Origin of the sequence: Pseudoroseomonas ludipueritiae, from assembly GCF_014490445.1 — a bacterium.
GTDB lineage: Bacteria > Pseudomonadota > Alphaproteobacteria > Acetobacterales > Acetobacteraceae > Pseudoroseomonas > Pseudoroseomonas ludipueritiae.
This window is the reverse complement of sequence record NZ_JACTUZ010000068.1, coordinates 1-21,481: the sequence shown is the minus strand read 5'-3', so window position 1 is coordinate 21,481 and position 21,481 is coordinate 1. Positions and strand designations below refer to the sequence as shown.

20 protein-coding genes are annotated in these 21,481 nt (G+C 69.5%); 6 read left to right on the top strand and 14 right to left on the bottom strand.

Annotated features, from left to right (window positions below):
* The 7 genes from ccmI to IBL25_RS15030 form a co-directional block, all read right to left on the bottom strand.
* On the bottom strand, positions 1-217 hold a 217-nt coding region (ccmI, locus tag IBL25_RS15060; RefSeq protein ID WP_187779365.1), incomplete at its 3' end, for a c-type cytochrome biogenesis protein CcmI.
* A complete protein-coding gene (locus IBL25_RS15055) occupies positions 214-684 on the bottom strand; it encodes a cytochrome c-type biogenesis protein (RefSeq protein WP_187779364.1) in 471 nt (156 codons plus the stop codon). The genes IBL25_RS15055 and ccmI, both read right to left, overlap by 4 nt.
* The gene (locus tag IBL25_RS15050; RefSeq protein ID WP_187779363.1) at positions 684-1,274 is read right to left on the bottom strand and encodes a DsbE family thiol:disulfide interchange protein; all 591 of its coding nucleotides are present in this window, start codon (positions 1,272-1,274) and stop codon (positions 684-686) included. The genes IBL25_RS15055 and IBL25_RS15050 overlap by 1 nt, the downstream gene beginning before the upstream one ends.
* A complete protein-coding gene (locus tag IBL25_RS15045; RefSeq protein ID WP_187779362.1) occupies positions 1,271-3,238 on the bottom strand; it encodes a heme lyase CcmF/NrfE family subunit in 1,968 nt (655 codons plus the stop codon). The genes IBL25_RS15050 and IBL25_RS15045 overlap by 4 nt, the downstream gene beginning before the upstream one ends.
* On the bottom strand, positions 3,235-3,756 hold the full coding sequence (gene ccmE / locus IBL25_RS15040) for a cytochrome c maturation protein CcmE (protein ID WP_187779361.1): 522 nt from the start codon (positions 3,754-3,756) through the stop codon (positions 3,235-3,237). Before ccmE ends, IBL25_RS15045 begins: the two co-directional genes overlap by 4 nt.
* Positions 3,753-3,941, bottom strand: a complete 189-nt coding sequence (gene ccmD, locus IBL25_RS15035) for a heme exporter protein CcmD (RefSeq protein WP_187779360.1) — start codon at positions 3,939-3,941, stop codon at positions 3,753-3,755. The genes ccmE and ccmD overlap by 4 nt, the downstream gene beginning before the upstream one ends.
* Positions 3,938-4,756: a heme ABC transporter permease gene (locus IBL25_RS15030; protein ID WP_187779359.1), complete on the bottom strand. Its 819-nt coding sequence runs from the start codon at positions 4,754-4,756 to the stop codon at positions 3,938-3,940. The genes ccmD and IBL25_RS15030 overlap by 4 nt, the downstream gene beginning before the upstream one ends.
* A gap of 153 nt (positions 4,757-4,909) precedes the next feature.
* On the opposite strand from IBL25_RS15030, the gene IBL25_RS15025 reads away from it, so the two are divergent.
* Genes IBL25_RS15025 through IBL25_RS15015 form a run of 3 tightly spaced genes read left to right on the top strand, consistent with a single transcriptional unit; the run spans position 4,910 to position 5,953 of the window.
* Positions 4,910-5,203, top strand: a complete 294-nt coding sequence (locus tag IBL25_RS15025; RefSeq protein WP_120639089.1) for a YciI family protein — start codon at positions 4,910-4,912, stop codon at positions 5,201-5,203.
* 10 nt (positions 5,204-5,213) lie between these two features.
* The gene (locus IBL25_RS15020) at positions 5,214-5,630 is read left to right on the top strand and encodes an EVE domain-containing protein (protein WP_187779358.1); all 417 of its coding nucleotides are present in this window, start codon (positions 5,214-5,216) and stop codon (positions 5,628-5,630) included.
* Positions 5,627-5,953, top strand: a complete 327-nt coding sequence (locus IBL25_RS15015) for a Rieske (2Fe-2S) protein (protein WP_239418432.1) — start codon at positions 5,627-5,629, stop codon at positions 5,951-5,953. The genes IBL25_RS15020 and IBL25_RS15015 overlap by 4 nt, the downstream gene beginning before the upstream one ends.
* Positions 5,954-6,179: 226 nt before the next feature.
* Here the strand turns inward: IBL25_RS15015 and IBL25_RS15010 are convergent, their stop codons facing one another.
* The 3 genes from IBL25_RS15010 to glgC all read right to left on the bottom strand — a co-directional run bounded on the left by IBL25_RS15010 (position 6,180) and on the right by glgC (position 11,425).
* On the bottom strand, positions 6,180-8,612 hold the full coding sequence (locus IBL25_RS15010; RefSeq protein WP_456315868.1) for a glycogen/starch/alpha-glucan phosphorylase: 2,433 nt from the start codon (positions 8,610-8,612) through the stop codon (positions 6,180-6,182).
* A 105-nt stretch (positions 8,613-8,717) separates the two neighbouring features.
* Positions 8,718-10,163 (bottom strand): glycogen synthase GlgA, encoded by a 1,446-nt coding sequence (gene glgA, locus IBL25_RS15005; protein ID WP_187779356.1) that lies wholly within the window; start codon positions 10,161-10,163, stop codon positions 8,718-8,720.
* Positions 10,160-11,425: a glucose-1-phosphate adenylyltransferase gene (gene glgC / locus IBL25_RS15000; RefSeq protein WP_187779355.1), complete on the bottom strand. Its 1,266-nt coding sequence runs from the start codon at positions 11,423-11,425 to the stop codon at positions 10,160-10,162. Before glgC ends, glgA begins: the two co-directional genes overlap by 4 nt.
* 253 nt (positions 11,426-11,678) lie before the next feature.
* On the opposite strand from glgC, the gene acs reads away from it, so the two are divergent.
* Together acs and IBL25_RS14990 are read left to right on the top strand one after the other, a co-directional pair.
* Positions 11,679-13,613 carry an acetate--CoA ligase gene (acs, locus tag IBL25_RS14995; protein WP_187779354.1) on the top strand — a complete coding sequence of 645 codons (1,935 nt, stop codon included), beginning with the start codon at positions 11,679-11,681 and terminating at the stop codon, positions 13,611-13,613.
* A gap of 156 nt (positions 13,614-13,769) precedes the next feature.
* Positions 13,770-14,765, top strand: a complete 996-nt coding sequence (locus IBL25_RS14990) for an SDR family oxidoreductase (RefSeq protein ID WP_187779353.1) — start codon at positions 13,770-13,772, stop codon at positions 14,763-14,765.
* A 176-nt stretch (positions 14,766-14,941) separates the two neighbouring features.
* Here the strand turns inward: IBL25_RS14990 and IBL25_RS14985 are convergent, their stop codons facing one another.
* Both IBL25_RS14985 and IBL25_RS14980 read right to left on the bottom strand, forming a co-directional pair.
* Positions 14,942-15,499, bottom strand: a complete 558-nt coding sequence (locus IBL25_RS14985) for a flavin reductase family protein (protein WP_187779352.1) — start codon at positions 15,497-15,499, stop codon at positions 14,942-14,944.
* A gap of 32 nt (positions 15,500-15,531) precedes the next feature.
* Complete coding sequence (locus tag IBL25_RS14980; RefSeq protein ID WP_187779351.1) at positions 15,532-17,049, bottom strand: ABC transporter substrate-binding protein; 1,518 nt, start codon at positions 17,047-17,049, stop codon at positions 15,532-15,534.
* A gap of 254 nt (positions 17,050-17,303) precedes the next feature.
* On the opposite strand from IBL25_RS14980, the gene IBL25_RS14975 reads away from it, so the two are divergent.
* Positions 17,304-18,704 (top strand): aminotransferase, encoded by a 1,401-nt coding sequence (locus tag IBL25_RS14975; protein WP_187779350.1) that lies wholly within the window; start codon positions 17,304-17,306, stop codon positions 18,702-18,704.
* A 217-nt stretch (positions 18,705-18,921) separates the two neighbouring features.
* On the opposite strand, the gene IBL25_RS14970 is transcribed toward IBL25_RS14975, so the two are convergent.
* Both IBL25_RS14970 and IBL25_RS14965 read right to left on the bottom strand, forming a co-directional pair.
* A complete protein-coding gene (locus IBL25_RS14970; RefSeq protein ID WP_187779349.1) occupies positions 18,922-19,521 on the bottom strand; it encodes a DedA family protein in 600 nt (199 codons plus the stop codon).
* Positions 19,518-21,185, bottom strand: a complete 1,668-nt coding sequence (locus IBL25_RS14965; protein ID WP_238940449.1) for an ArnT family glycosyltransferase — start codon at positions 21,183-21,185, stop codon at positions 19,518-19,520. The genes IBL25_RS14970 and IBL25_RS14965 overlap by 4 nt, the downstream gene beginning before the upstream one ends.
* Positions 21,186-21,481: the final 296 nt, after the last annotated feature.

Below are 21,481 nucleotides of genomic sequence, written 5' to 3'. Positions count from 1 at the left end.
CGGCCAGCAGGCGGCGCTGCACCTCGGTGCGGGCGGCGGCAAAAGCGGCCTCGTCTAGGCGGCCTGCGGCCTGCTCGCGCTCCAGCTCGGCCAGCTGGGCGCGGTAGAGGGCGAGGTCGGCTTCCCGCCGGCCTTGCGGGCGGGGAGGGCGCAGCAAGACGAGGCCGAGCGGCGCCAGGGCCAGCGCGGCCAGGGCCAGGAAAAGCAGCCAGATCATCGGGCGGCGCCATCCTCCAGCGCGGCGAGGCGGGCCTGTTCCTCGGCGGAAAGCGGCGCGGCGGCCACGGGGTCGATGCGGCGGCGGCGCAGCAGCAGGATGGCCAGCAGCCCGCCGCCCAGGGCGATAAAGGGCGCGCCCCAGAGCGCGGCGGTGGCGAGCGTGAAGGGCGGGCGGAGCAGCACGAAGTCGCCATAGCGGTCATGCAGGTAGGAGACGACTTGGGCATCGCTGTCGCCGGCGGCCACACGCTCCCGCACGATGCGGCGCAGGTCGCGGGCGAGGTCGGCCTCGCTCTCCTCGATCGACTGGTTCTGGCAGACCATGCAGCGCAGCTCATGCCCGATGCCGCGGGCACGCTGTTCCTGCGCCGGGTCCGGCAGCATCTCGGAGGGCAGGCCGACACCAAGGGCGGGGCCGGCCAGCAGGCCCAGCGCCAGCGGCAGGGCGAGAAGGGCGTGGCGCATCAGGCGTGGCGCCTCAGCAGGGGGCGGAGGTCCTGGTCCAGCACCTCAGGCGTCACCGGGCCGGGCCAGCGCCAGCGGATGATGCCTTTGCGGTCCAGCAGATAGGTCTCCGGCACGCCATAGACGCCCCAGTCGATGGCGGCACGGCCGGGCTCGTCCCGGCCCAGGCGGCGGAAGGGGTTGCCGTGGCGGGTGAGGAAGGCCGCCGCATCCCCGGCCTTGTCCTTGTAGTTGATGCCGAGGACCGCCACGCCATCGCGCGAGAGGCGCATGAGCTGCGGATGCTCCACGATGCAGGGCACGCACCAACTGGCCCAGAAATTCACCAGCACCGGTGCCGGCAGGTCCACCAAGTCGGTGTTGGAGAGGGCGGGTAGCCCGCTTTCCTCCAGCGGCGGCAGGGCAAAAGCAGGGGCGGGCTTGCCCAGCAGCGCCGAGGGCACGCCGCGCGGGTCGTAGCTGCCGGTGCCGAGGCCGCGCAGCATGGCGTAGAAGCCGGCACCACCAGCCAGGGCCAGCCCCAGCGGCGCCAGCATCAGGGCCCGGCGGCGGCCGAGGCTCTTGCCAGGGGAGGCGGTGTTCTCGCTCATGCCGGGGCTCCCGCGGTGGCGGCGCGCTTGCGGCCGGGGGCGGCGACACGGATGCGGCGGTCGCTCAGCGAGATGCCGCCGCCCAGTGCCATGAAGGCGGCGCCCAGCCAGATCCAGGGCGCCAGCGGGTTGTGGTGGATGCGCAGCACGGCGCGGCCGCCCTCCTCCTCGCCCAGCACCAGATACAGGTCGGAAGCCAGGGTGGTGTGGATGGCGGCCTCGGTGGTGGTCTGGCGGGCCAGGGGGAAGAAGCGGCGCTCGGGGTGCATGACGGTGACGGTGGCGCCGTCCCGCAGCACGGTGACGGTGGCCAAGCGGGCGGTCCAGTTGGGGCCGACCACATCCTTCACGCCATCCAGCCGCCATTCATAGCCGGCCAGCGTCGTGGAGCCACCGGGGGCCAGCGCCACCAGCTTGTCGGTGGCCAGGCCCATGCCCGCCATGCCCAGGATGGAGACGCCAAGCCCCGCATGGGCGATGGCGGCGCCCCAGGCGGCGCGCGGCAGCCCACGGGCACGGGCCAAGGCGGCACCGGGGCGGCGGAAGAGGGCGATGCGGTCGATGATATCCGCCGCCGCACCAGCGATCAGCCAGATGGCGGCGGCGAAGCCCAAAGCCGGCCCGACACGAACGCCGCTAATGGCGAGGCAGAGGGCAAAACCCAGCGCCGCCAGCACCGCTGCCCACCAGAGGCGCTGCAGCACCGGCCAGAGCTGCGCCCGCTTCCAGGGCAGCATCGGCCCTGCGGCCATGGCCAGCACCAGCGGCGCTGAGAGCGGCAGCATGGCGGTGTTGAAGAAGGGCGGGCCCACCGAGATCTTCTGCTGAAACAGCAGGTCGGCGAACATCGGCCAGAGGGTGCCGGTCAGCACCACCGCCGCCATGGAGCAGAGCAGCAGGTTGTTCAGCACCAGCCCGCCCTCGCGGGAGAGGGGGGCAAAGACGCCGGTAGGGGCCATGGCCGGCGCGCGCCAGGCAAAGAGCGCGAAGGCGCCGCCGATATAGAGGCCCAGCAGGCAGAGGATGAAGACGCCCCGCTCCGGGTCGTTGGCGAAGGCATGCACGGAATTCAGCACGCCGGAGCGGACCAGGAAGGTGCCCAGCAGCGACATGGCGAAGGCCAGCAGCGCCAGCAGCACGGTCCAGATCTTCAGGGCCTCGCGCTTTTCCACCACGATGGCGGAATGCAGCAGGGCCGTGCCCGCCAGCCAGGGAAGAAGGGAAGCGTTCTCCACCGGGTCCCAGAACCAGTAGCCGCCCCAGCCGAGTTCATAATAGGCCCACCAGGAGCCCAGCGCGATGCCCAGCGTCAGGAAGCTCCAGGCCGCCAGGGCCCAGGGGCGCACCCAGCGGCCCCAGGCGGCATCCACGCGGCCTTCCAGCAGCGCCGCCACGGCGAAGGCGAAGGTGACGGCGAAGCCGACATAGCCCAGGTAGAGCAGCGGCGGATGGAAGGCGAGGCCGGGGTCCTGCAGCACCGGGTTCAGCCCGTTGCCATCCGGCGCCGGCGGCCAGACGCGGTTGAAGGGGTTGGAGGTGGCCAGGATGAAGGCCAGGAAGCCGCTGGCCACCAGCCCCAGCACCGCCAGCACCCGCGCCTTCAGCGCCGTCGGCAGCCCGCGGCCGAAGCCCGCCACCGCGCCGGCGCAGAGCGCCAGGATCAGCACCCACAGGACCATGGAGCCCTCATGGTTGCCCCAGGCGCCGGCCAGCTTGTAGAGCATGGGCTTGGCGGAATGGCTGTTCTGCACCACGTTCGCCACGCTGGTGTCGTTCACCGCGAAGACATAGAGCAGCGCGCCGAAGGCGGCGGCGGTGGTTACCAGCAGCCCAGCGGCCAGCGGCGCGGCAGCCGCCATCAGCCGCCCGTCGCCCCGCGCGGCGCCCCAGAGCGGCAGCGCCGAAAGGGCCAGCGCCAGCGCCATGGCCAGCGCCAGCGCGAAATGCCCGAGTTCGGCTATCATCCGCCAGTGCTCTCCGCCTTGGGGTTCAGGGTGTTCCAGGAGGCCGCCGGGGGTGGGGCGCCCTTTTCCGGCTCCCAATGCCCGGTGCGCTTCAGGGCATCGGCCACTTCGGGGGGCATGTAGGTCTCGTCGTGCCGGGCCAGGACCTCGCTGGCGCGGAAGGTGCCGTCAGGGCCGAGCTTGCCCATGGTCACCACGCCCTGGCCCTCGCGGAACAGGTCCGGCAGCACGCCGACATAAACCACCGGCACCTGGGCCGGGCCATCCGTCACCACGAAGCGCGCTTCCGGCCGCCCTTCCGGCGAGACGGATTTCTGGACGCTGCCCGCCTCCACCAGCCCGCCCAGGCGGAAGGCGCGGTCCGGCCCCGGCTGCTTGGCCGCGATCTCGCTGGGCGCCAGGAAGAAGACGAGGTTGTCCTGGAAGGCCGTCAGGGCCAGCGCCGTGGCGCTGCCGATGCCAAGCCCGCCCAGCAGCAGCATCCACATGCGGCGCTTCTTGCGGGAGGACAGGCTCATGACGCGATCTCCTGGGCACGGCTGGCAGGCTGGTCCTGGCCGGCGGCGCGGGGGCGGCGGGTTTCCAGCGCGGCCAGCCGGCGCCGGGCCTGGGCCTGCCGCTGCAAGGTGGTGGCGAGCAGCACCAGGAACAACACCGCCGCCAGCCCCCAGGCCGCCGCCACGTAATACCAATGCGCGTTCATGCCGCCTCGCCGTCCCGCCGCCGCGCCTGGGCCATCTGCAACTGGCGGATGCGCTTTTCCATCACCGCCGCCCGCGTCCGCCCCAGCACCAGGGCGGCGAAGAGCAGGGTGAAGCCCAGGGCGCAGACCAGCAGCGGGTAGAGCAGGTCCACATGCAGCCCCGGCGCCCCCAGCCGCGCCACCGAGGCCGGCTGGTGCAGCGTGTTGAAGAAATCCACCGAGAACTTCACCACCGGCAGGTTCACCGCGCCGATCAGCGCCAGGATGGCCCCGGCGCGGGCGCCGCGCTCGTCCTCGTCGAAGGCGCGCACCAGGGCGGCATGGCCGACCCAGAGGAAGAAGAGCACCAGCACCGAGGTCAGCCGCGCGTCCCAGACCCACCAGGTGCCCCACATCGGCCGGCCCCAGAGGCTGCCGGTGGCGAGGCAGAGCGCCGTGACGGCGGCCCCCACCGGGGAAAGCTCGCGCGCGAAGAGGTCCGCCAGCGGGTGGCGCCAGATCAGCGCGGTGGCGGAGGCCACGGCCAGGCTGGCGTAGCCGCCCATGGCCAGCCAGGCCATCGGCACATGCACATACATGATGCGCACCGTCTCCCCCTGCTGCCAGTCGGGCGGGGAGGCAAGGAGCGCCCAGGGGATGCCCACGGCGAGAACCAGCGCCGAGAGCCCCCAGAGCCATGGCATGACCTTTCCCGAGAGCCGCAGAAAGCGGCCGGGATTGGCGAAGCGGTGCAGGCTGCCCCCCCGCGCAGCGGGGCGCGGCGCGGGAGGCTGGGTGGCGGCGGTGCTGGAAGCAGGGGCAGGGGGCGCGGTCACGCCGGCAACCTAGTCCAGAACGGGGGGGCGCGGGAACGGCCTGGCACGTAACCCCGTGTTGCGCCGCCCGGGGCGCCGCCAGCCATTGAAGCGCGGCCCTGGCGGCGGTAGTCCAAGGCAGAAGCCACGGAATCCGCAGGAGGAACCGCGTCCATGCTCTTCGCCATCAATTGCCAGGACAAGCCTGGCGCGCTGGAACTGCGGCTGGCCACGCGGCCGACGCATCTGGAATACCTCGATGGTCAGGCGGAAGTGATCGTCCAGGGCGGCCCGGTGCTGGATGCCGAGGGCAAGCCCTGCGGCAGCCTGCTGCTGGTGGACGTGGCCGACCAGGCCGCCGCCGAGGCCCTGGCCGCCGGCGACCCCTATGCCAAGGCCGGCCTCTTCGAGACGGTGACCATCCGCCCCTTCCGCTCCGTCTTCAAGGACGGTGCCCGCGTCGGCTGAAGGCCCACCCATGGCCTATTGGCTGGTGAAGTCCGAGCCCGACGCCTTCTCCTGGCAGCAGCAGGTGGAGAATGGCGTCGAGCCCTGGACCGGCGTGCGCAATGCCCAGGCCGCCAAGTTCCTGCGGAGCATGGCGGTGGGCGACCGCGCCTTCTTCTACCACTCCAACGTGGGCAAGGAGATCGTCGGCATGGTGGAGGTGGCCCGCGCCGCCTATCCCGACCCGACGGAGGAGACCGGCCGCTGGGCCTGCGTGGACATGCGCGCCGTGGGCCCCATGCCCAAGCCCGTCGGCCTCGCCGCCATCAAGGCGGAGCCGGGGCTGGATGGCATCGCCCTGGTGCGGCAGTCCCGCCTTTCGGTGATGCCCATCTCCGACGAACATTGGGCGCTGCTCTGCCGCATGGGGGAATGGCGGGAGGCGTGACCCCGCGCGCCCTCTGCCGGCTGGAGGATATCCCGGACGGGCAGGCGAAGGGCTTCGGCGCCCTCTTCGCCATCCGCCGGGGGCGGGAGGTGCTCGTCTATGTCAATTCCTGCCCGCATATCGGCGTGGCGCTGAACGTCATCTCCGACCGCTTCCTGAACCACCAGGGCACGCTGATCGTCTGCGCCGTGCACAATGCCTGGTTCCGCATCGAGGACGGCTTCTGCACCCACGGCCCCTGCATCGGCGACAGCCTGGAGGCGGTGGCGGCGGAGGTGGACGCGGAAGGCACCGTCTGGGTTCCTGAAGACGCGGGGTGGTGAAGGCTGGGGGAATGAATTCCCCCAGGCCCCCTTCTTTTTTTCTTCGAGTTTGGGGCTGGCTGGAACGAGCGGCGGCGTCACGGCGAACCGGGTCGGGGCCACGCGGGTGAAGGCATCCGTTGCCGGAGGGCATGGCCCTCCGGCGCACCCGGCCGCACACATTGATAACTCGAAAAAAAGAAGAAGGGGGTCCGGGGGAATTCATTCCCCCGGCCTTTCCACGACCTTACCGCACCGGCAGATCCCAGATCTCATCCGCGTATTCACGGATGGTGCGGTCGGAGGAGAACCAGCCGACATTGGCGGTGTTCAGCACCGCGCTGCGCCACCACTCGGCCGGCTTGCCCCAGCGCTGGGCCACCTGGCGCTGGGTGGCGACGTAGCTGTCGAAATCGGCGGTGACGAGGAAGTTGTCATGCGCCAGCAGCCCTTCCACCAGCCCGCGGTAGCGGTCCGGCTCCTCGGGCGAGAAGACGCCGGAGGCGATGGCGTCCAGCACGCCGCGCAGCTCGTCCGAGCCCGCCACGGTCGCACGCGCATTATAGCCTTCCCGCCGCAGCGGCCCGGCCTCATTGGCCTTCAGGCCGAAGATGAAGATGTTCTCCAGCCCGACGCGCTCGCTGATCTCGATATTGGCGCCATCCAGGGTGCCGATGGTCAGGGCGCCGTTCAGGGCCAGCTTCATGTTGCCGGTGCCGGAGGCTTCGAGGCCGGCGGTGGAGATCTGCTCGGACAGGTCGGCGGCGGGGATGATGCTCTCGGCCGCCGTGACATTGTAGTTGGGGATGAAGGCCACCCGCAGCAGGCCGCGCACCGTGGGGTCGCTGTTGATGACCTTGGCCACGTCATTGGCCAGGCGGATGATCAGCTTGGCCTGGTGGTAGCTGGGCGCGGCCTTGCCGGCGAAGATCTTGGCCCGCGGCACCCAGTTGCCCGTGGGCTGCGCGCGCATCGCGTTGTACAGCGCCACCGTGTGCAGGATGTTCAGCAGCTGGCGCTTGTATTCATGGATGCGCTTGATCTGCACGTCGAAGAGCGCCGCCGGGTCCAGCACCACCCCGGTGCGCTCCCGCACCATCTTCGCCAGGGCTTCCTTGGCGGTGCGGCGCTGGGCCGCGAAGGCCTCCTGGAAGGCGGCGTCGCGGGCATAGGCGGCGAGGTCGGCCAGGCGCTCCGTCTCGTCCAGCACCTGCGGGCCGATGGTATCCACGATCAGCTTGGTCAGCGGCGCATTGGCGCGCATCAGCCAGCGGCGGAAGGTGATGCCGTTGGTCTTGTTGGTGATGCGCCCGGGGCAGACGCGGTCCAGCTCGGCGAAGACGGTGGTCTTCATCAGCCCGGTATGCAGGGCCGAGACGCCATTGACCTTGTGGGAGCCGACAAAGGCCAGGTGCCCCATCCGCACCCGCCGCCCGTGATATTCGTCGATCAGCGACACGGCGGAAAGCAGCGCGTCATCGGCGCCGCCGGCGCGCGCCTGCTCCAGGTGCCGGGCATTGATCATGTAGATGATCTGCATGTTGCGCGGCAGCATGCGTTCCATCATGGGAACGGCCCAGCTTTCCAGCGCCTCCGGCATCAGGGTGTGGTTGGTATAGGAGAAGGTGGCGCGGCTGATTTCCCAGGCCGCGTCCCAGTCCATGCCATGCACATCCACCAGCAGCCGCATCAGCTCCGCCACGCCGATGGCGGGGTGGGTGTCGTTGAGCTGGACGGAGAATTTCTCCGGCAGGGTGTGGAGGTCGCCATGCAGCCGCAGGTGGCGCCGGATCAGGTCCTGCAGGGAGGCTGAGGCGAAGAAATATTCCTGCCGCAGCCGCAGCTCCTGCCCCGCCGGGGTTTCATCGCCCGGGTAGAGCACGCGGGAGATGGCCTCGGCCCGCACGCGGGAGATCTGGGCGCCGATATGGTCGCCGCTGTTGAAGGCATCGAGATGCAGCGGGTCGGTGGCACGGGCGGACCAGAGGCGCAGCGTATTCACCCATTGCCCGCGCCAGCCCACCACGGGGGTGTCGTAGGCAATGGCGCGCACCACCTCGCCCGGGTGCCAGATCATGCGGCCGCCATCGTCCTGCGTGACGGTGCCGCCGAAGCCGATGTCGTAGGTGAGGCTGGAGCGCTCGAATTCCCAGGGATTGCCGAGGGAGAGCCAGTCCTCCGGCACCTCCATCTGCCGCCCGTCCTGGATCAACTGGCGGAAGAGGCCGTTCTCGTAGCGGATGCCATAGCCGGTGGCGGGGATGCCGATCGAGGCCATGCTTTCCATGAAGCAGGCGGCCAGCCGCCCCAGGCCGCCATTGCCCAGCGCCGCGTCCGGCTCCTGCGCGAAGATGGCCTCCAGGTCCACGCCAAGGCCTTCCAGCGCCTGCCGCATCGGTTCCGTCAGCCCCATGTTGCCCAGCGCATCCGAGAGCAGCCGGCCGATCAGGAATTCCATGGAGAGGTAGCAGACCTGCTTGTGCCCCTGCGCCACCACCTCGTCGGCCGAGGCGCGCCAGCGGTCCACGATGCGGTCGCGGGTGGCCAGGGTGGCGGCCAGGAACCAGTCGCGCGGGCTGGCGCGCTCCGCCCTGCCGCCGACCTGATAAGCCAGCTTGGACAGGATATCCCGGCGAAGCGTTTCGGCCTCGGCTTCCATTGTCACGCTGTTATCGGTCACGCGGCCATGTCCTCTCAGTCAGGGCAGGAAATGTTTTCATCAACCTGCCACCGATGCATGTCCAGACTATGGCGCGATATGGGCGGCTGAGCCCGCCTGCGGCCTTCAGCCTGGTGCAACCGCCCGGTAGAGGGTGGCGTAGTGGCGCGCCGGGCGGGCCCAGCTGACATCGCAGGCCATGCCGTTGCGCTGCACCCGCTCCCAGGCCTGGCGGTCCTGCCACAGGGACATCAGCCGCCCCAGGGCGGCTTCCAGCGCATCGCGCGAGGCATGGGAGAACTGGATGCCGGTGCCGACGCCCGCGGCCAGCGCCATTTCATTGGCATCGATCACGGTATCGGCCAGCCCGCCGACACGGGCCACCACCGGCAGCGCGCCATAGCGCAGGGCGCAAAGCTGGGTCAGGCCGCAGGGCTCGAAGCGGGAGGGCACCAGCAGCGCGTCGCAGCCGCCCTGGATCAGATGCGCCAGCCCCTCGTTATAGCCGAGGTGCAGGCCGATGCGGCCCGGGTTGGCCGCCGCGGCGCGCTCGAGGCCGTCTTCCAGCGCGCGGTCGCCGGCGCCCAGCACGGCCAGCTGCATGCCATGGCCAAGCAGGGCGGGCAGGGCCTCCAGCACCGCATCCATGCCCTTCTGCCAGGACAGGCGGCTGACGATGCCCAGCAGCGGCGCTTCCCGCCCTTCCTGCAGGCCCAGGCGGCTGCGCAGCGCGCGGCGGCTGGCCTCCCGCGCATGCAGGGCCTCGGCGGAATAGGGGGCGGGCAGGGCGGGATCGCTGGCGGGGTTCCAGATATCGGTGTCGATGCCGTTGAGGATGCCGGAGAGCGCCCCGGCCCGGTCTCGCAACAGCCCGTCCAGGCCCATGCCGCCGGCCTCGGTGCGGATCTCGGCCGCGTAGGTGGGGGAGACGGTGGTGATGCGGTCGGCCAGCTTCAGCCCGGCCTTCAGGAAGCCGATGGCGCCGTAATACTCGACGCCATGGATGGAATAGGCCTGCGGCGGCAGGGAAAGCTCCGCCAGCAAGGAAGCGTCGCACTGGCCCTGGAAGGCCAGGTTATGGACGGTGAAGACCGTGCCGGGCTTCCGCCCTTCCCAGTAATGCACATAGGCGGGCACCAGCCCGGCCTGCCAGTCATGCGCGTGGATGACCTCCGGCACGAAGGCGGGCAGGGCGCCCTGGCCCAGCCGCGCCGCCACCTGCGCCAGCGCCGCGAAGCGCTGCGGGTTGTCCGGCCAGTCCTGGCCATCGGGGCCGCTATAGGGGCCGCCATCGCGGTCGAAGAGATGCGGCGCGTCCAGCACCAGCAGGTCCAGCCCGGCGGCCTGGGCGGCCAGCAGCCGCGCCGGCCCGCCAAACAGGGTGCCGAGTTCCAGCACCGGCTCCGCCGCTTCCAGCGCCCGCAGCACGCGCGGATAGCCGGGGATCAGGCTGCGGGTGGCGATGCCCTGCGCCGCCAGCGCGCCGGGCAGGGCGCCCGCCACATCGGCCAGCCCGCCGGTCTTGATCAGCGGGAAGAGTTCCGAGGCAACGGACAGAACGGGCAGGCTCATGCGGTCAGGGCATCGATCATCGACTGGGTGATCAGGGTAACGCCCTTGGCGGAGCGGCGGAAGCGGCGGGCATCCTCTTCCGGGTCCTCGCCCACCACCAGCCCTGGGGGCAGCTTCACGCCGCTGTCCACCACCACGTTCTTCAGCCGGGCGTTGCGGTTGACGATGACGCCGGGCAGCAGCACCGCGCCCTGGATGTCGCAGAAGGAATGCACCCGGATATTGTGGGCCAGCACCGAGCGCGCGACATGCGAGCCGGAGATGATGCAGCCGCCCGAGATCAGCGAATCCACCGCCATGCCGCGCCGCCCGTCGTCGTCGAAGACGAACTTGGCCGGGGGCGTCAGCTCGCTATAGGTCCAGATCGGCCAGTCGCGGTCATAGAGGTTGAGCGAGGGCACCACGTCGGTCAGGTCGATATTGGCCTGCCAATAGGCATCCACGGTCCCGACATCGCGCCAATAGGCTTCTTCCTCGACGCCCGAGGTGACGCAGGAATCGGTGAAGCGATGCGCCACGGCGCGGCCATGCTTCACGATATAGGGCACCAGGTCCGTGCCGAAGTCGTGGGTGGAATCCGGGTCGGCGGCGTCGCGGCGCAGCTCGCGCGCCAGGAAGTCGGTGTTGAAGACATAGATGCCCATGCTGGCCAGCGCCCGGTCAGGCTTGTCCGGCATGCCCGGCGGGTCCTTGGGCTTTTCCAGGAAGGCGGTGATGCGGTCCTCGGCATCCACATGCATGACGCCGAAGCCGGTGGCCTCCATGCGCGGCACCTCGATGCAGCCCACGGTGACGTCGGCGCCCGAGTTCTCGTGCTGCGCCAGCATCAGCTCGTAGTCCATCTTGTAGACATGGTCGCCGGCCAGGATGACCATGTGGCGCGGCGCATAGGCCTCGATGATGTCGAGGTTCTGGTAGACCGCGTCCGCCGTGCCGGAATACCAGCCTGCTTCCGAGACACGCTGGCTGGCGGGCAGGATGTCGAAGCTCTCGTTCCGCTCGGCGCGCATGAAGCTCCAGCCGCGCTGCATGTGGCGGATGAGGCTGTGCGCCTTGTACTGCGTGGCGACGCCGATGCGGCGGATGCCCGAATTCAGGGCATTGGACAGCGCGAAGTCGATGATGCGGGACTTGGCGCCAAAGAAGACCGCAGGCTTCACGCGGCGTTCCGTCAGTTCCATCAGTCGGGTACCGCGGCCACCAGCCAGCACATAAGCCATGGCATGGCGGGCAAGCGGTGCGGGGCTCGGGAGCGGCGACATTCTTGGCGATTCCTGTTGCGCGTCCGGTTCGGCGCGAATCCGGCAAAATACCTATGTTGAAGCTGATTCTAGGCCGTGCACCGTGCAGGAGTAGGGGGGATAGGTGCCTCGGGCACAGGTTATATTTTTGCGATGCGCTGCAACTATTTGCGATCATGTCGCATGGGCTGGCCGGGGCGCCGTCTCTTGACGGCGGTGGGGCTGCCTTGGCCCAATAGAGGCCAAAGACAACGACGTCTGAGGAGGGCGCAGCATGACGGACGACACCCGGATCCCGGTCAAGCCGGAGATCGCCGAGGGCACCTGGGTGGATGCCGCCCGCTTCCAGGCCATGACCGAAGAGGCGGCGCGTGACCCGGATGGCTTCTGGCGCAAGGAAGCCCAGCGCATCGCCTGGATGACGCCGCCGACCCGGATCAAGAACACCTCCTTCGAGGGCGATGTTTCCATCAAGTGGTTCGAGGACGGGGTGCTGAATGCCTCCGTCTCCTGCCTCGACCGGCACCTGGAGACGCGCGGGGACCAGGTGGCGCTGATCTGGGAAGGCGACGACCCGAATTCCGACGCCAAGATCACCTACCGTGACTTGCATGCCCGCGTCTGCCGCCTGGCCAATGCCATGAAGGCGCTGGGCGTGAAGAAGGGCGACCGCGTCACCCTCTACCTGCCCATGATCATCGAATCCGCCGTGGCCATGCTGGCCTGCGCCCGCATCGGCGCGGTGCATTCGGTGGTCTTCGGCGGCTTCTCCCCCGATAGCCTCGCCTCCCGGCTGGTGGATTGCGAGAGCACGCTGCTGATCACCGCCGACGAGGGCCGCCGCGGCGGCCGCCGCGTGGCGCTGAAGACCAATGCCGACGAGGCGCTGAAATCCGCCCCCGGCGTGAAGAACGTCATCGTGGTCAAGAACACCGGCGGCGAGGTGCCGATGCAGGAGGGCCGCGACCTCTGGTACCACGAGGCCACCGAGGCCGCGCCGCGCGACTGCGAGCCGGAGCCGATGGGGGCGGAGGACCCGCTCTTCATCCTCTACACCTCCGGCTCCACCGGCAAGCCGAAGGGGGTGCTGCACACCACCGGCGGCTACATGGTCTGGGCCAGCTATACCCACCAGTATGTCTTCGACTACCGCGAGGGCGAGGTCTATTGGTGCACCGCCGATGTCGGCTGGGTGACGGGCCACAGCTACATCGTCTATGGCCCGCTGGCGAACGGCGCCACCAGCCTGATGTTCGAGGGCGTGCCCAACTACCCCGACAACAGCCGCTTCTGGCAGGTGGTGGACAAGCACAAGGTCAATATCTTCTACACCGCGCCCACCGCCATCCGCGCCCTGATGCGCGACGGCGACGCACCGGTGAAGAAGACCTCGCGCCAGTCGCTGCGCATCCTCGGCACGGTGGGCGAGCCGATCAACCCGGAAGCCTGGCTCTGGTACTACCGCGTGGTGGGCGAGGAGCGCTGCCCCATCGTGGACACCTGGTGGCAGACCGAGACCGGCGGCCATGTCATCACGCCGCTGCCGGGCGCCACGGTGCTGAAGCCGGGCTCCGCCACCCTGCCGCTGCCGGGCGTGCAGGCCGGGCTGGTGGATGGCGAGGGCAAGCTGCTGGAAGGCGAGGCCGAGGGCAACCTTGTAATCCTGGATTCCTGGCCTGGCCAGATGCGCACCGTCTACAAGGACCACGAGCGCTTCATCCAGACCTACTTCGCCACCTTCCCCGGCAAGTATTTCTCGGGCGACGGCGCGCGGCGGGACGCGGATGGCTATTACTGGATCACCGGCCGCGTCGATGACGTGCTGAACGTCTCCGGCCACCGCATGGGTACCGCCGAGATCGAGAGCGCGCTGGTGGCCCACCCCAAGGTGGCCGAGGCCGCCGTGGTCGGCATGCCGCATGACATCAAGGGCCAGGGCATCTACGCCTATGTCACCCTCAATGCCGGCGAGGAACCCACCGACGCGCTCAAGAAGGAGCTGGTGGCCTGGGTGCGGCGGGAGATCGGGCCGATCGCCTCGCCGGACGCCATCCAGTGGGCGCCGGGCCTGCCCAAGACGCGCTCGGGCAAGATCATGCGCCGCATCCTGCGCAAGATCGCCGCCAATGAGACGGACTCCCTGGGCGATACCTCCACCCTGGCCGATCCCACGGTGGTGGAGGAGCTGATCGAGAACCGCGTCGGCTGAGTCGCCACCCGCCCCGGGGGAGCCACCCCCGGGGCGCCGGGCTTCACATCGGCGTGGCGCGCCCCAGCGCGACAGCCCGGCGGGGCCATCCGCCACTCAACCCATCGGCGCTCCGGCGGTTCAGGCTCTGCACCTGCAACAGTCCGGAGCCGCCCGATGGCCGAAGATCCCTCCACTTCCCGCCGAGACATGGTTCGCGGCATGGCCGCCGGCGGCATCGCCTCCGCCATGGCCGCGCCCGCGATGGCCCAGACTGCGCCGGCCGCGGCGCCGCCGCTCGCCAACCCGCAGGACCGCTACCCGAAGCCGCCCTTCCAGGTGCAGTCCCAGCCCTGGCCCGGCCTGCAATCCAAGATGACGCCGGTGCCCGATTGCGGGGAGGCCAGCTACAAGGGTTCCGGCCGCCTCGCGGGGCGGAAGGCGCTGATCACCGGCGGCGATTCCGGCATCGGCCGCGCCGCCGCCATCGCCTATGCGCGCGAGGGCGCCGATGTCGCCATCAACTACTACCCCAGCGAGGAACCCGATGCGCGGGAGGTGGCGGAGCTGATCCGCCAGGCCGGGCGCAAGGCTGTGCTGATCCCTGGCGATATCCGGGACGAGAACTTCTGCGACAGCATGGTGCAGCAGGCGGTGCGCGACCTCGGCGGGCTGGACATCCTGGTGAGCAACGCGGCCTACCAGCACGCGCAAACCTCCATCATGGATATCTCGACCGAGCAGCTCGACCAGACCATGAAGACCAATGTCTATGCCATGTTCTGGATCGTGAAGGCGGCGCTGCCGCAGCTGCCGCCAGGCTCCGCCATCATCTGCACCAGCTCCATCAATGCGCAGACGCCGGGGCCGCAGATCCTGGACTACGCCTGCACCAAGGGCGCCATCATGATCTTCGTGCGCGGGCTGGCGAAGCAGGTGATCGACAAGGGCATCCGCGTCAACGGCGTGGCACCCGGGCCTTTCTGGACGCCGCTGCAGGTCTCCGGCGGCCAGACGGAGGAAGGGCTCAAGACCTTCGGCAGTGCCACGCCGATGAAGCGGCCGGGGCAGCCGGTGGAACTCGCCTCGGTCTATGTGGAACTGGCGGCGGCTTCCTCCAGCTACACCACGGGGCAGATCTATGGCGAAACCGGGGGTGTCGGCTGGCCGTAAGACCGGGGGAAGGAATTCCCCCGGACCCCCATCTTTTTTCTTCGAGTATGAGTGCGGGGCGGGGAGGAGATGATTTCACATGAAACACTCCGGGCCACGGTTGCCGCCGGGCGCGCCCTGAAACCCGAAAAAAGAAAGAAGGGGTCTGGGGAATTCATTCCCCAGCCTTTCCTGGCTTACAGATATTCCGGCCGGAACAGCCGCTTCAGGCTGAGGCTTTCGCCCGAGACCATGAAGGCGCCTTCGCCACGGTAATGGATGGTGCGCGGGCGCTTCGGCGTGCGGGCCACATGCGCCTGCACCACTTCCCAGATGAAGAAGTTGTACTTGCCCACCAGTGAGGCGTCGTGCAGGCGGCATTCCAGGCTGCTGTGGCATTCGGCGATCAATGGTGCCTCCATCTGTGCGGCCGCCTCTGTTGTCAGGCCGAATTCGGCGAACTTGTCCACCTCGGCGCCGGAGCAGTTGCCGATGCGCGTCACCACCTCCGCCATTTCCACCTCCGGGATGTTGATGACGCATTGGCGGGAGCGGCGGATCATCTCGAAGCTGTGGTTGCCGGCGGCGATGACGCAGCCCACAAGGGATGGCGTGAATTCCATCACGGTGTGCCAGCCCATGGTCATGACATTGCGCTGCCCCTTCCAGGCGCTGCTGACCAGCACGACGGGCCCCGGCTCCAGCAACCGGCGGATCTGGGAGACGGGGAAATCCTGCTTGCGGTAGTGGCGCATGATGGCCCTTTCCTGCATCGCGGCGGCATGGTTCAGCCGGCGGAGGTCTCCTCCAGCGTGATGGGTGCATAGAAGGTCAGGCTGCCGGGAAGGTTGCGGAAGCCCTGCACGCCAGCCTGCATGGCGAAGGCCTGGGAGCGCAGCGTCAGCCAGACGATGGGGCATTCCTCCGCCGCCTGTTTCTGCAGGTCGTCATAGATGGCGCGGCGCTTGGCGAGGTCCGCTTCCTGGCGGCCGGCCTGCAGCAGGGCGTCGATCTTCTCGCTGCTGAAGCCGTGGGAGCGGGTATAGGCATTGCTGCCGCTGAGATACACCGAAAGGGCATCCGGGTCCGGCCAGGCGGCGACGGTGCCGAAGACGGCGAAGTCGTATTGGCCGCGGTTGCCCAGGGTGACGCGCGTGGCCCATTCCGGCAGGCGCAGCGTGACCTCGATGCCGACCTCCTTCAGGTTCTGCTGGATCACTTCCGCCGTGGACTGGTGCAGCGTGGGGCTGGAGGTCGCCAGCAGCGTGGCCGCGAAGCCGTTGCCGACGCCGGCTTCCTGCAGAAGCTGCCTCGCCCGCGCGGGGTCGTAGGAGAAGATGCCGGCGCTGGGCAGGTCGTCATAGGGTGCGGGATAGGGCAGGCCGAAGAGCGGCGTGCCGCGACCGTAATGGGCGGCGCGCACCACCTCGTCCCGCTTGATGGCATAGGCGACGGCGCGGCGCACCCGCGCATCGGTGAAGGGGCCGGTGCGGGTGTTGAACAGCAGGTTCATGAAGGGCCCGACCGTGCTTTCCATCTTCAGCCGGGGATTGTTGTCGATGGCGGCCATGCTCTGCCAGGGCACGCCCTCGATCACATCGACATCGCCAGCCTGGAGGGCGGAGACGCGCAGGTTCTCGTCCGTGTAGCCCTGGAAGCGGATGCGGGCGACCTTGGGCAGGCCGGGCTTGTAGAAGCCCTCGAAACGCTCGACCTCGATGGAGGAGCCGCGCTCGATGGCCGCGAGTTTGAAGGGGCCGGTGCCGGCGGGCAGGCCGTTCACCTGCCCCTTCTTCGCCGACAGGATGGGGGCATGGTAGCTGGCCATCAGGTGCGGGAAGGGGATGGAGGCTTCCTTCAGCAGGATGCGCCCTTCCAGCAGCCCCAGCACCTCCACCTTCTCCACCACAGAGAGGAAGGGCTTCATATAGGCGGTGGAATTCTCCGCCAGGATTTCTCCGAGCGTGAAGCGCACATCCTCGGCGGTGGCGGCCTCGCCATCATGGAAGCGCAGGCCGGGGCGCAGCCGGAAGCGGTAGGCGGTGGGGCTTTCCGCCTCCCAAAGCTCCGCCATCTCGTTCCGCAATTGCCCCGTGTGGTCGTAGGACAGCAGGCTGCGGTAGATCATCATCTTCACCGCCGCCTGGGAGGAGCCGGTATTCTCCAGCGGGCGGATATTCGGCGGGAAGTTCACCAGGCCGACGCGCAGCAGGCCATTGGCGGCGGCGGCGGCGATGCGCGCCGGGGCGCCGCCCGCCAGCAGGATGCCGCCCGCCGCGCCGAGCAGCAGGCCGCGGCGTCCCATGGGCCGGCCAGTGGCTGCTTCCTGCCAGGCATCGTGGAAATCTCTGCGCATGCCGCCACCGTTCAAACAATGCCGGGGCAAGCCTGTCCGCATCCGCAACGGCAGGCAAGGTTCAAGACGGCGACGCCTGCTCGGTGCGCGAGACGAAGGAGACGGAAGTTTCGGCCAGCAAGACCATGGATGGGCGGGGCGGCATCTTCCGGCATCATCCGGTTCGGCGCAGACTGGCCTATCGCTAGTGAAGGATCGCCGCGATGACCCCGCCCGATGATGCCCCGCGTTTCAATTCCGCCGCCGCGCGGGACACCGAATACGCCCTGCATCCCTATACCAACCACAAGGCCTTCCGGGACAGCGGGCCGCTGATCATCCAGCGGGGCGAGGGCATCCGGGTCTTCGATGATGCGGGGCGGGACTATATCGAATCCGTGGCGGGGCTGTGGTGTGCCTCGCTGGGCTTCGCCAACCAGCGGCTGGCCGATGCCGCCTATGCCCAGATGAAGAAGCTGCCCTTCTATCACGCCTTCGGCGCGCGCAGCCACGACCCGCTGATCGACCTGTCGGAGATGCTGATCGGGCGCGCGCCGCTCTCCTCCGGCGGCAAGCCGTTTTCAAAAGTGTTCTTCGCCAATTCGGGTTCCGAGGCGAATGACAGTGCCATCAAGATGATCTGGTTCTTCAACAACGCGGTCGGCCGCCCGGCGAAGAAGAAGATCATCGGCCGCGTGCGCGGCTACCACGGCATCACGGTGGCTTCCGGCTCCGTCACCGGGCAGCCGGCGAACCATGCCATGTTCGACCTGCCCATCGCCGGCTTCCACCATGTCTCCACGCCGCATCACTACGGCTATGCGCAGCCGGGCGAGAGCGAGGAAGCCTTCGCCAGCCGCCTGGCGCAGGAACTGGAGGACCTGATCCTGCGCGAAGGCCCCGACACCGTCGCCGCCTTCTTCGCCGAGCCGGTGATGGGCGCCGGCGGCGTTATCATCCCGCCTGCCACCTATTACGAGAAGGTGCAGGCCGTGCTGCGGAAGCACGACGTGCTCTTCGTGGCGGATGAGGTGATCTGCGGCTTCGGCCGCACCGGCAGCTACTGGGGCTGCCAGACCTTTGGCATTCAGCCGGATATCCTGACCTGCGCCAAGCAGCTTTCGGCGGCCTTTCTGCCGATCTCGGCGGTGATGATCAGCGACCGGCTCTACCAGGGCATCGCCGAGGGTTCGGACAAGGCCGGCACCTGGGGCCATGGTTTTACTTACTCCGGCCATCCGGTCCCCGCCGCCGTCGCGATCGAGACGCTGAAGATCTACGACGAGATGGAGATGCCGAAGCTGGTGGCCGAGCGTGGCGCCTACCTCCAGCGCGCGATGCGCGAGCGCTTCGCGGACCACCCGCTGGTGGGCGAGGTGCGCGGCGTCGGTATGATCGGCGCCATCCAGCTCAGCCCGGACAAGGCGAGCCGCGCCACCTTCGACCCCGCCCGCAAGCTGGGCGCCCGCTGGCAGGCGCTGGGGCAGGAGCATGGCGTGATGATGCGCGTGCTGGTGAACGAGAGCGCCGCCATCTCGCCGCCGCTGATCATCTCGGAAGCCGAGATCGACACCATGCTGGAGCGGATGATGGTGGCGCTGGAGGTGCTGCGGGCGGAGATCTAAGGCCAGGAGGGGCGCCGCCCCTCCCGGACCCACCCTGCTGGGGGAACTGAGTTCCCCCAGGCCCCCACATTCATTCCAGAAAGCCAAACGGGCTGAACCCGTAGTCGCCGGAGGTCATGGACCTCCGGCGCGACCCCGCCATCAAAGCCGTGAACGCCGGGGTCCGGGGTGGTTCAACCACCCCGGCGGGGTTCCAAGGGGCAGCGCCCCTTGGCCTTCACGCCCGCCGCCGCGCCCGCACCACGTGCCAGAGATAGGCGCCGACCAGCCCGGCCAGCACCACGTAGCTCAGCGGCTCGATGGCGCCTTCCACCTTCTTGTACTGGTCCCGCAGCAGGTAGCCCGCCACGGTCAGCACCGTCACCCAGAGCGCCGAGCCCACCAGGGTCCAGAGGTAGAAGACGGCGCGCGGGATGCCAGCGAGGCCGGCGGGGATGGAGATCAGCGTCCGCACCGCCGGCAGCAGCCGGCCGAAGAAGAGCGCCACCGGGCCGTGGCGGCGCAGCTTGTCCTCGGCCTTGTCCAGATCCTCGGTGGAGACGGCCAGCCAGCGGCCGTAGCGCCCCACCAGACGGCGGATGCGGGTGCTGCCGATGCGCCGCGCCACCTCGTACCACACGCCATTGCCCAGCACGCTACCGGCAGTGCCAAAGATGATGGCCAGCACCAGCGACATCTTGCCTTCCGCCGCCACGAAGCCGGCGAGCGGCATGATCAGTTCCGAGGGGATGGGGGGAAAGAGGTTCTCCAGGAACATCAGGGCGAAGACGCCGGGCAGGCCGGCGCTTTCCACCACCCCCGTGACCCATTCGATCATGGCGCGGCGGCCCGGAAGAGCCGCAGCACGATGTGCCGCCCGCGCGTGTAGTTGAAGCCTTCCACCGAGCCCTCCTCCTGTGCCGTCAGGCCCAGGCGCTGTGCCTCGGCCTGGAAGGCCGTGAGGTCACGGTCGCCCACCGCGGCGAAGCGGCCGGGGGCCTCCGCCAGGAACGCCGCCGCCGCCGTGCCGTTGCGCAGCAGCACGGTGCCGGTGCCGGTGGCGAACATCTGGGAGGGTTCGTGATAGCCGGCCACGCCGAACTGCGCCGGTGGCAGGCCGGGCGCTTTCTCGGCCAGCAGGGCGGCGACGCGGGGGCCGACCCAGGGGGCGGTCAGGCGCGGCAGCACGCCTTCCAGCGCCACGGCATAGAGCGGGATGGCCAGCACCGCCGCCGCCAGCCCCGCCCGCGCCGGCCTGCCGCGCCGGATTTCCCCCAGCACCACCCAGAGGAAGAGCGCGGCGGCGGGGATGCCCAGCAGCGCCACGGGGTCGATGCGGCGGTCGGCCAGGTAGGGCAGCAGGGCGCTGGCGATGCCGAGCCCGGCCGCGCCCAGCACGAGCGCAACAATCCCGGTCCAGCGCAGCCAGGCGGGCGCGGGGCGGCGCAGCGGGTCCATGGCCCAGGCGGCGCCCAGCAGCATCAGCGGTGGGTACATCGGCAGGCTGTAATGGGGCAGCTTGGTCGCCACCGCCTCGAAGACCAGCCAGGAGGGGATGATCCAGGCCAGCAGGAAGCGCGTGCCCGGGTGCAGCCGGTCCCGCCAGGCGCGCGGCAGCCCCCGCAGCACCAGGAAGGCGGCGGGGAAGGCGGCGATCAGGAAGGTGAGGATGTAGTAGCCCGGCGGGCCCCAATGGGCTTCCTCGCCCGAATTGACCTTGGCCAGCATGTCGCCGCCCACGGCTTCCGCGAAGAAGCGGCCTTCGGTGGCGATGCCGATGGCCACGAACCAAGGCAGCACCACCAGCAGGGTCAGGGGAATGCCCCAGGCGGGGCGCAGCACCCGCAGCCAGCGCCCGGCGCGGTCGGCGATGCAGAGCGTCACCACCGCCAGCGCCACCACCATGGGCCCGATCGGCCCCTTCAGCAGGATGGACAGGCCGAGGACCAGCCAGAAGCCCGCCGCCTGCCGGGCGGAGAAATGGCCCGGCGCCAGATAGGCGCGCCCCAGCAGCCCCATGGCGGCGGCGACGGTGGCGAAGAGCGCGGCATCGGTCTTGGCGATATGCGTCTCGACCGTGAGCACCAGGCAGGAGGCCAGCATGGCCGCGCCCAGGAAGGCGGCCCGCCGCCCCACCAGTGCCCGCCCCCAATGGAAGGTGGCCAGCACCCCCAGCAGGGCGCCGAGCAGCGAGGGCACGCGGTAGGGCCAGATCTGATCCCGGCCGCCGAGGCCCAAAGCCTCGGCCACATGGACGGAAGCCGATTGCGCCCAGTGGATGCCCACCGGCTTCTTGTTGCGGTCTTCCTCGCCATAGCGGATGCGGACGTAGTCGCCGCTTTCCACCATCTGCCGGCTGGCCTGGGCGAAACGGCTTTCGTCGCGGTCGCCGGGGGGCAGGGTGAAGAAGCCGGGCAACCAGAGCAGCAGGCACAGCAGGCACAGGCAGAGGCGCGGCCAGCGCGTCTCCGGCAGCCGGTCGAGGGCGTCGCGCAGGGACATGAGCAGGAACTCGGGGAGGGCAACGGACGCGGGAATGGCGTCCGGCGAAGGACAGACATGCGGGTCCGGGCCATGCGAGGCCCGACTTCCCCCTAGCACGCGCGCGCGGAAGGCGACATAGCTGCGCTGAGATGAAGTCCCCCAGCCATTCCCCCAAGGGCCGCCGCCCAGACCCCCGCCGCGCCGATGGTGCCCGCCCTGGCAAGCCGCCCGCGCGCAACCCCACCCGCGTGGCCGCGCTGGCGCTGCTGACCGCCGTGCTGGAGCGCCACCGCCCGATGGAGGAGGCGCTGGAC

Coding starts and splice junctions, on each gene's coding strand:
- IBL25_RS15055 (WP_187779364.1), bottom strand. CDS start 684: ATGCGCCACGCCCTTCTCGCCCTGCCGCTGGCGCTGGGCCTGCTGGCC.
- IBL25_RS15050 (WP_187779363.1), bottom strand. CDS start 1,274: ATGAGCGAGAACACCGCCTCCCCTGGCAAGAGCCTCGGCCGCCGCCGG.
- IBL25_RS15045 (WP_187779362.1), bottom strand. CDS start 3,238: ATGATAGCCGAACTCGGGCATTTCGCGCTGGCGCTGGCCATGGCGCTG.
- ccmE (WP_187779361.1), bottom strand. CDS start 3,756: ATGAGCCTGTCCTCCCGCAAGAAGCGCCGCATGTGGATGCTGCTGCTG.
- ccmD (WP_187779360.1), bottom strand. CDS start 3,941: ATGAACGCGCATTGGTATTACGTGGCGGCGGCCTGGGGGCTGGCGGCG.
- IBL25_RS15025 (WP_120639089.1), top strand. CDS start 4,910: ATGCTCTTCGCCATCAATTGCCAGGACAAGCCTGGCGCGCTGGAACTG.
- IBL25_RS15020 (WP_187779358.1), top strand. CDS start 5,214: ATGGCCTATTGGCTGGTGAAGTCCGAGCCCGACGCCTTCTCCTGGCAG.
- glgA (WP_187779356.1), bottom strand. CDS start 10,163: ATGAGCCTGCCCGTTCTGTCCGTTGCCTCGGAACTCTTCCCGCTGATC.
- glgC (WP_187779355.1), bottom strand. CDS start 11,425: ATGTCGCCGCTCCCGAGCCCCGCACCGCTTGCCCGCCATGCCATGGCT.
- acs (WP_187779354.1), top strand. CDS start 11,679: ATGACGGACGACACCCGGATCCCGGTCAAGCCGGAGATCGCCGAGGGC.
- IBL25_RS14990 (WP_187779353.1), top strand. CDS start 13,770: ATGGCCGAAGATCCCTCCACTTCCCGCCGAGACATGGTTCGCGGCATG.
- IBL25_RS14985 (WP_187779352.1), bottom strand. CDS start 15,499: ATGCGCCACTACCGCAAGCAGGATTTCCCCGTCTCCCAGATCCGCCGG.
- IBL25_RS14980 (WP_187779351.1), bottom strand. CDS start 17,049: ATGGGACGCCGCGGCCTGCTGCTCGGCGCGGCGGGCGGCATCCTGCTG.
- IBL25_RS14975 (WP_187779350.1), top strand. CDS start 17,304: ATGACCCCGCCCGATGATGCCCCGCGTTTCAATTCCGCCGCCGCGCGG.
- IBL25_RS14970 (WP_187779349.1), bottom strand. CDS start 19,521: ATGATCGAATGGGTCACGGGGGTGGTGGAAAGCGCCGGCCTGCCCGGC.
- IBL25_RS14965 (WP_238940449.1), bottom strand. CDS start 21,185: ATGTCCCTGCGCGACGCCCTCGACCGGCTGCCGGAGACGCGCTGGCCG.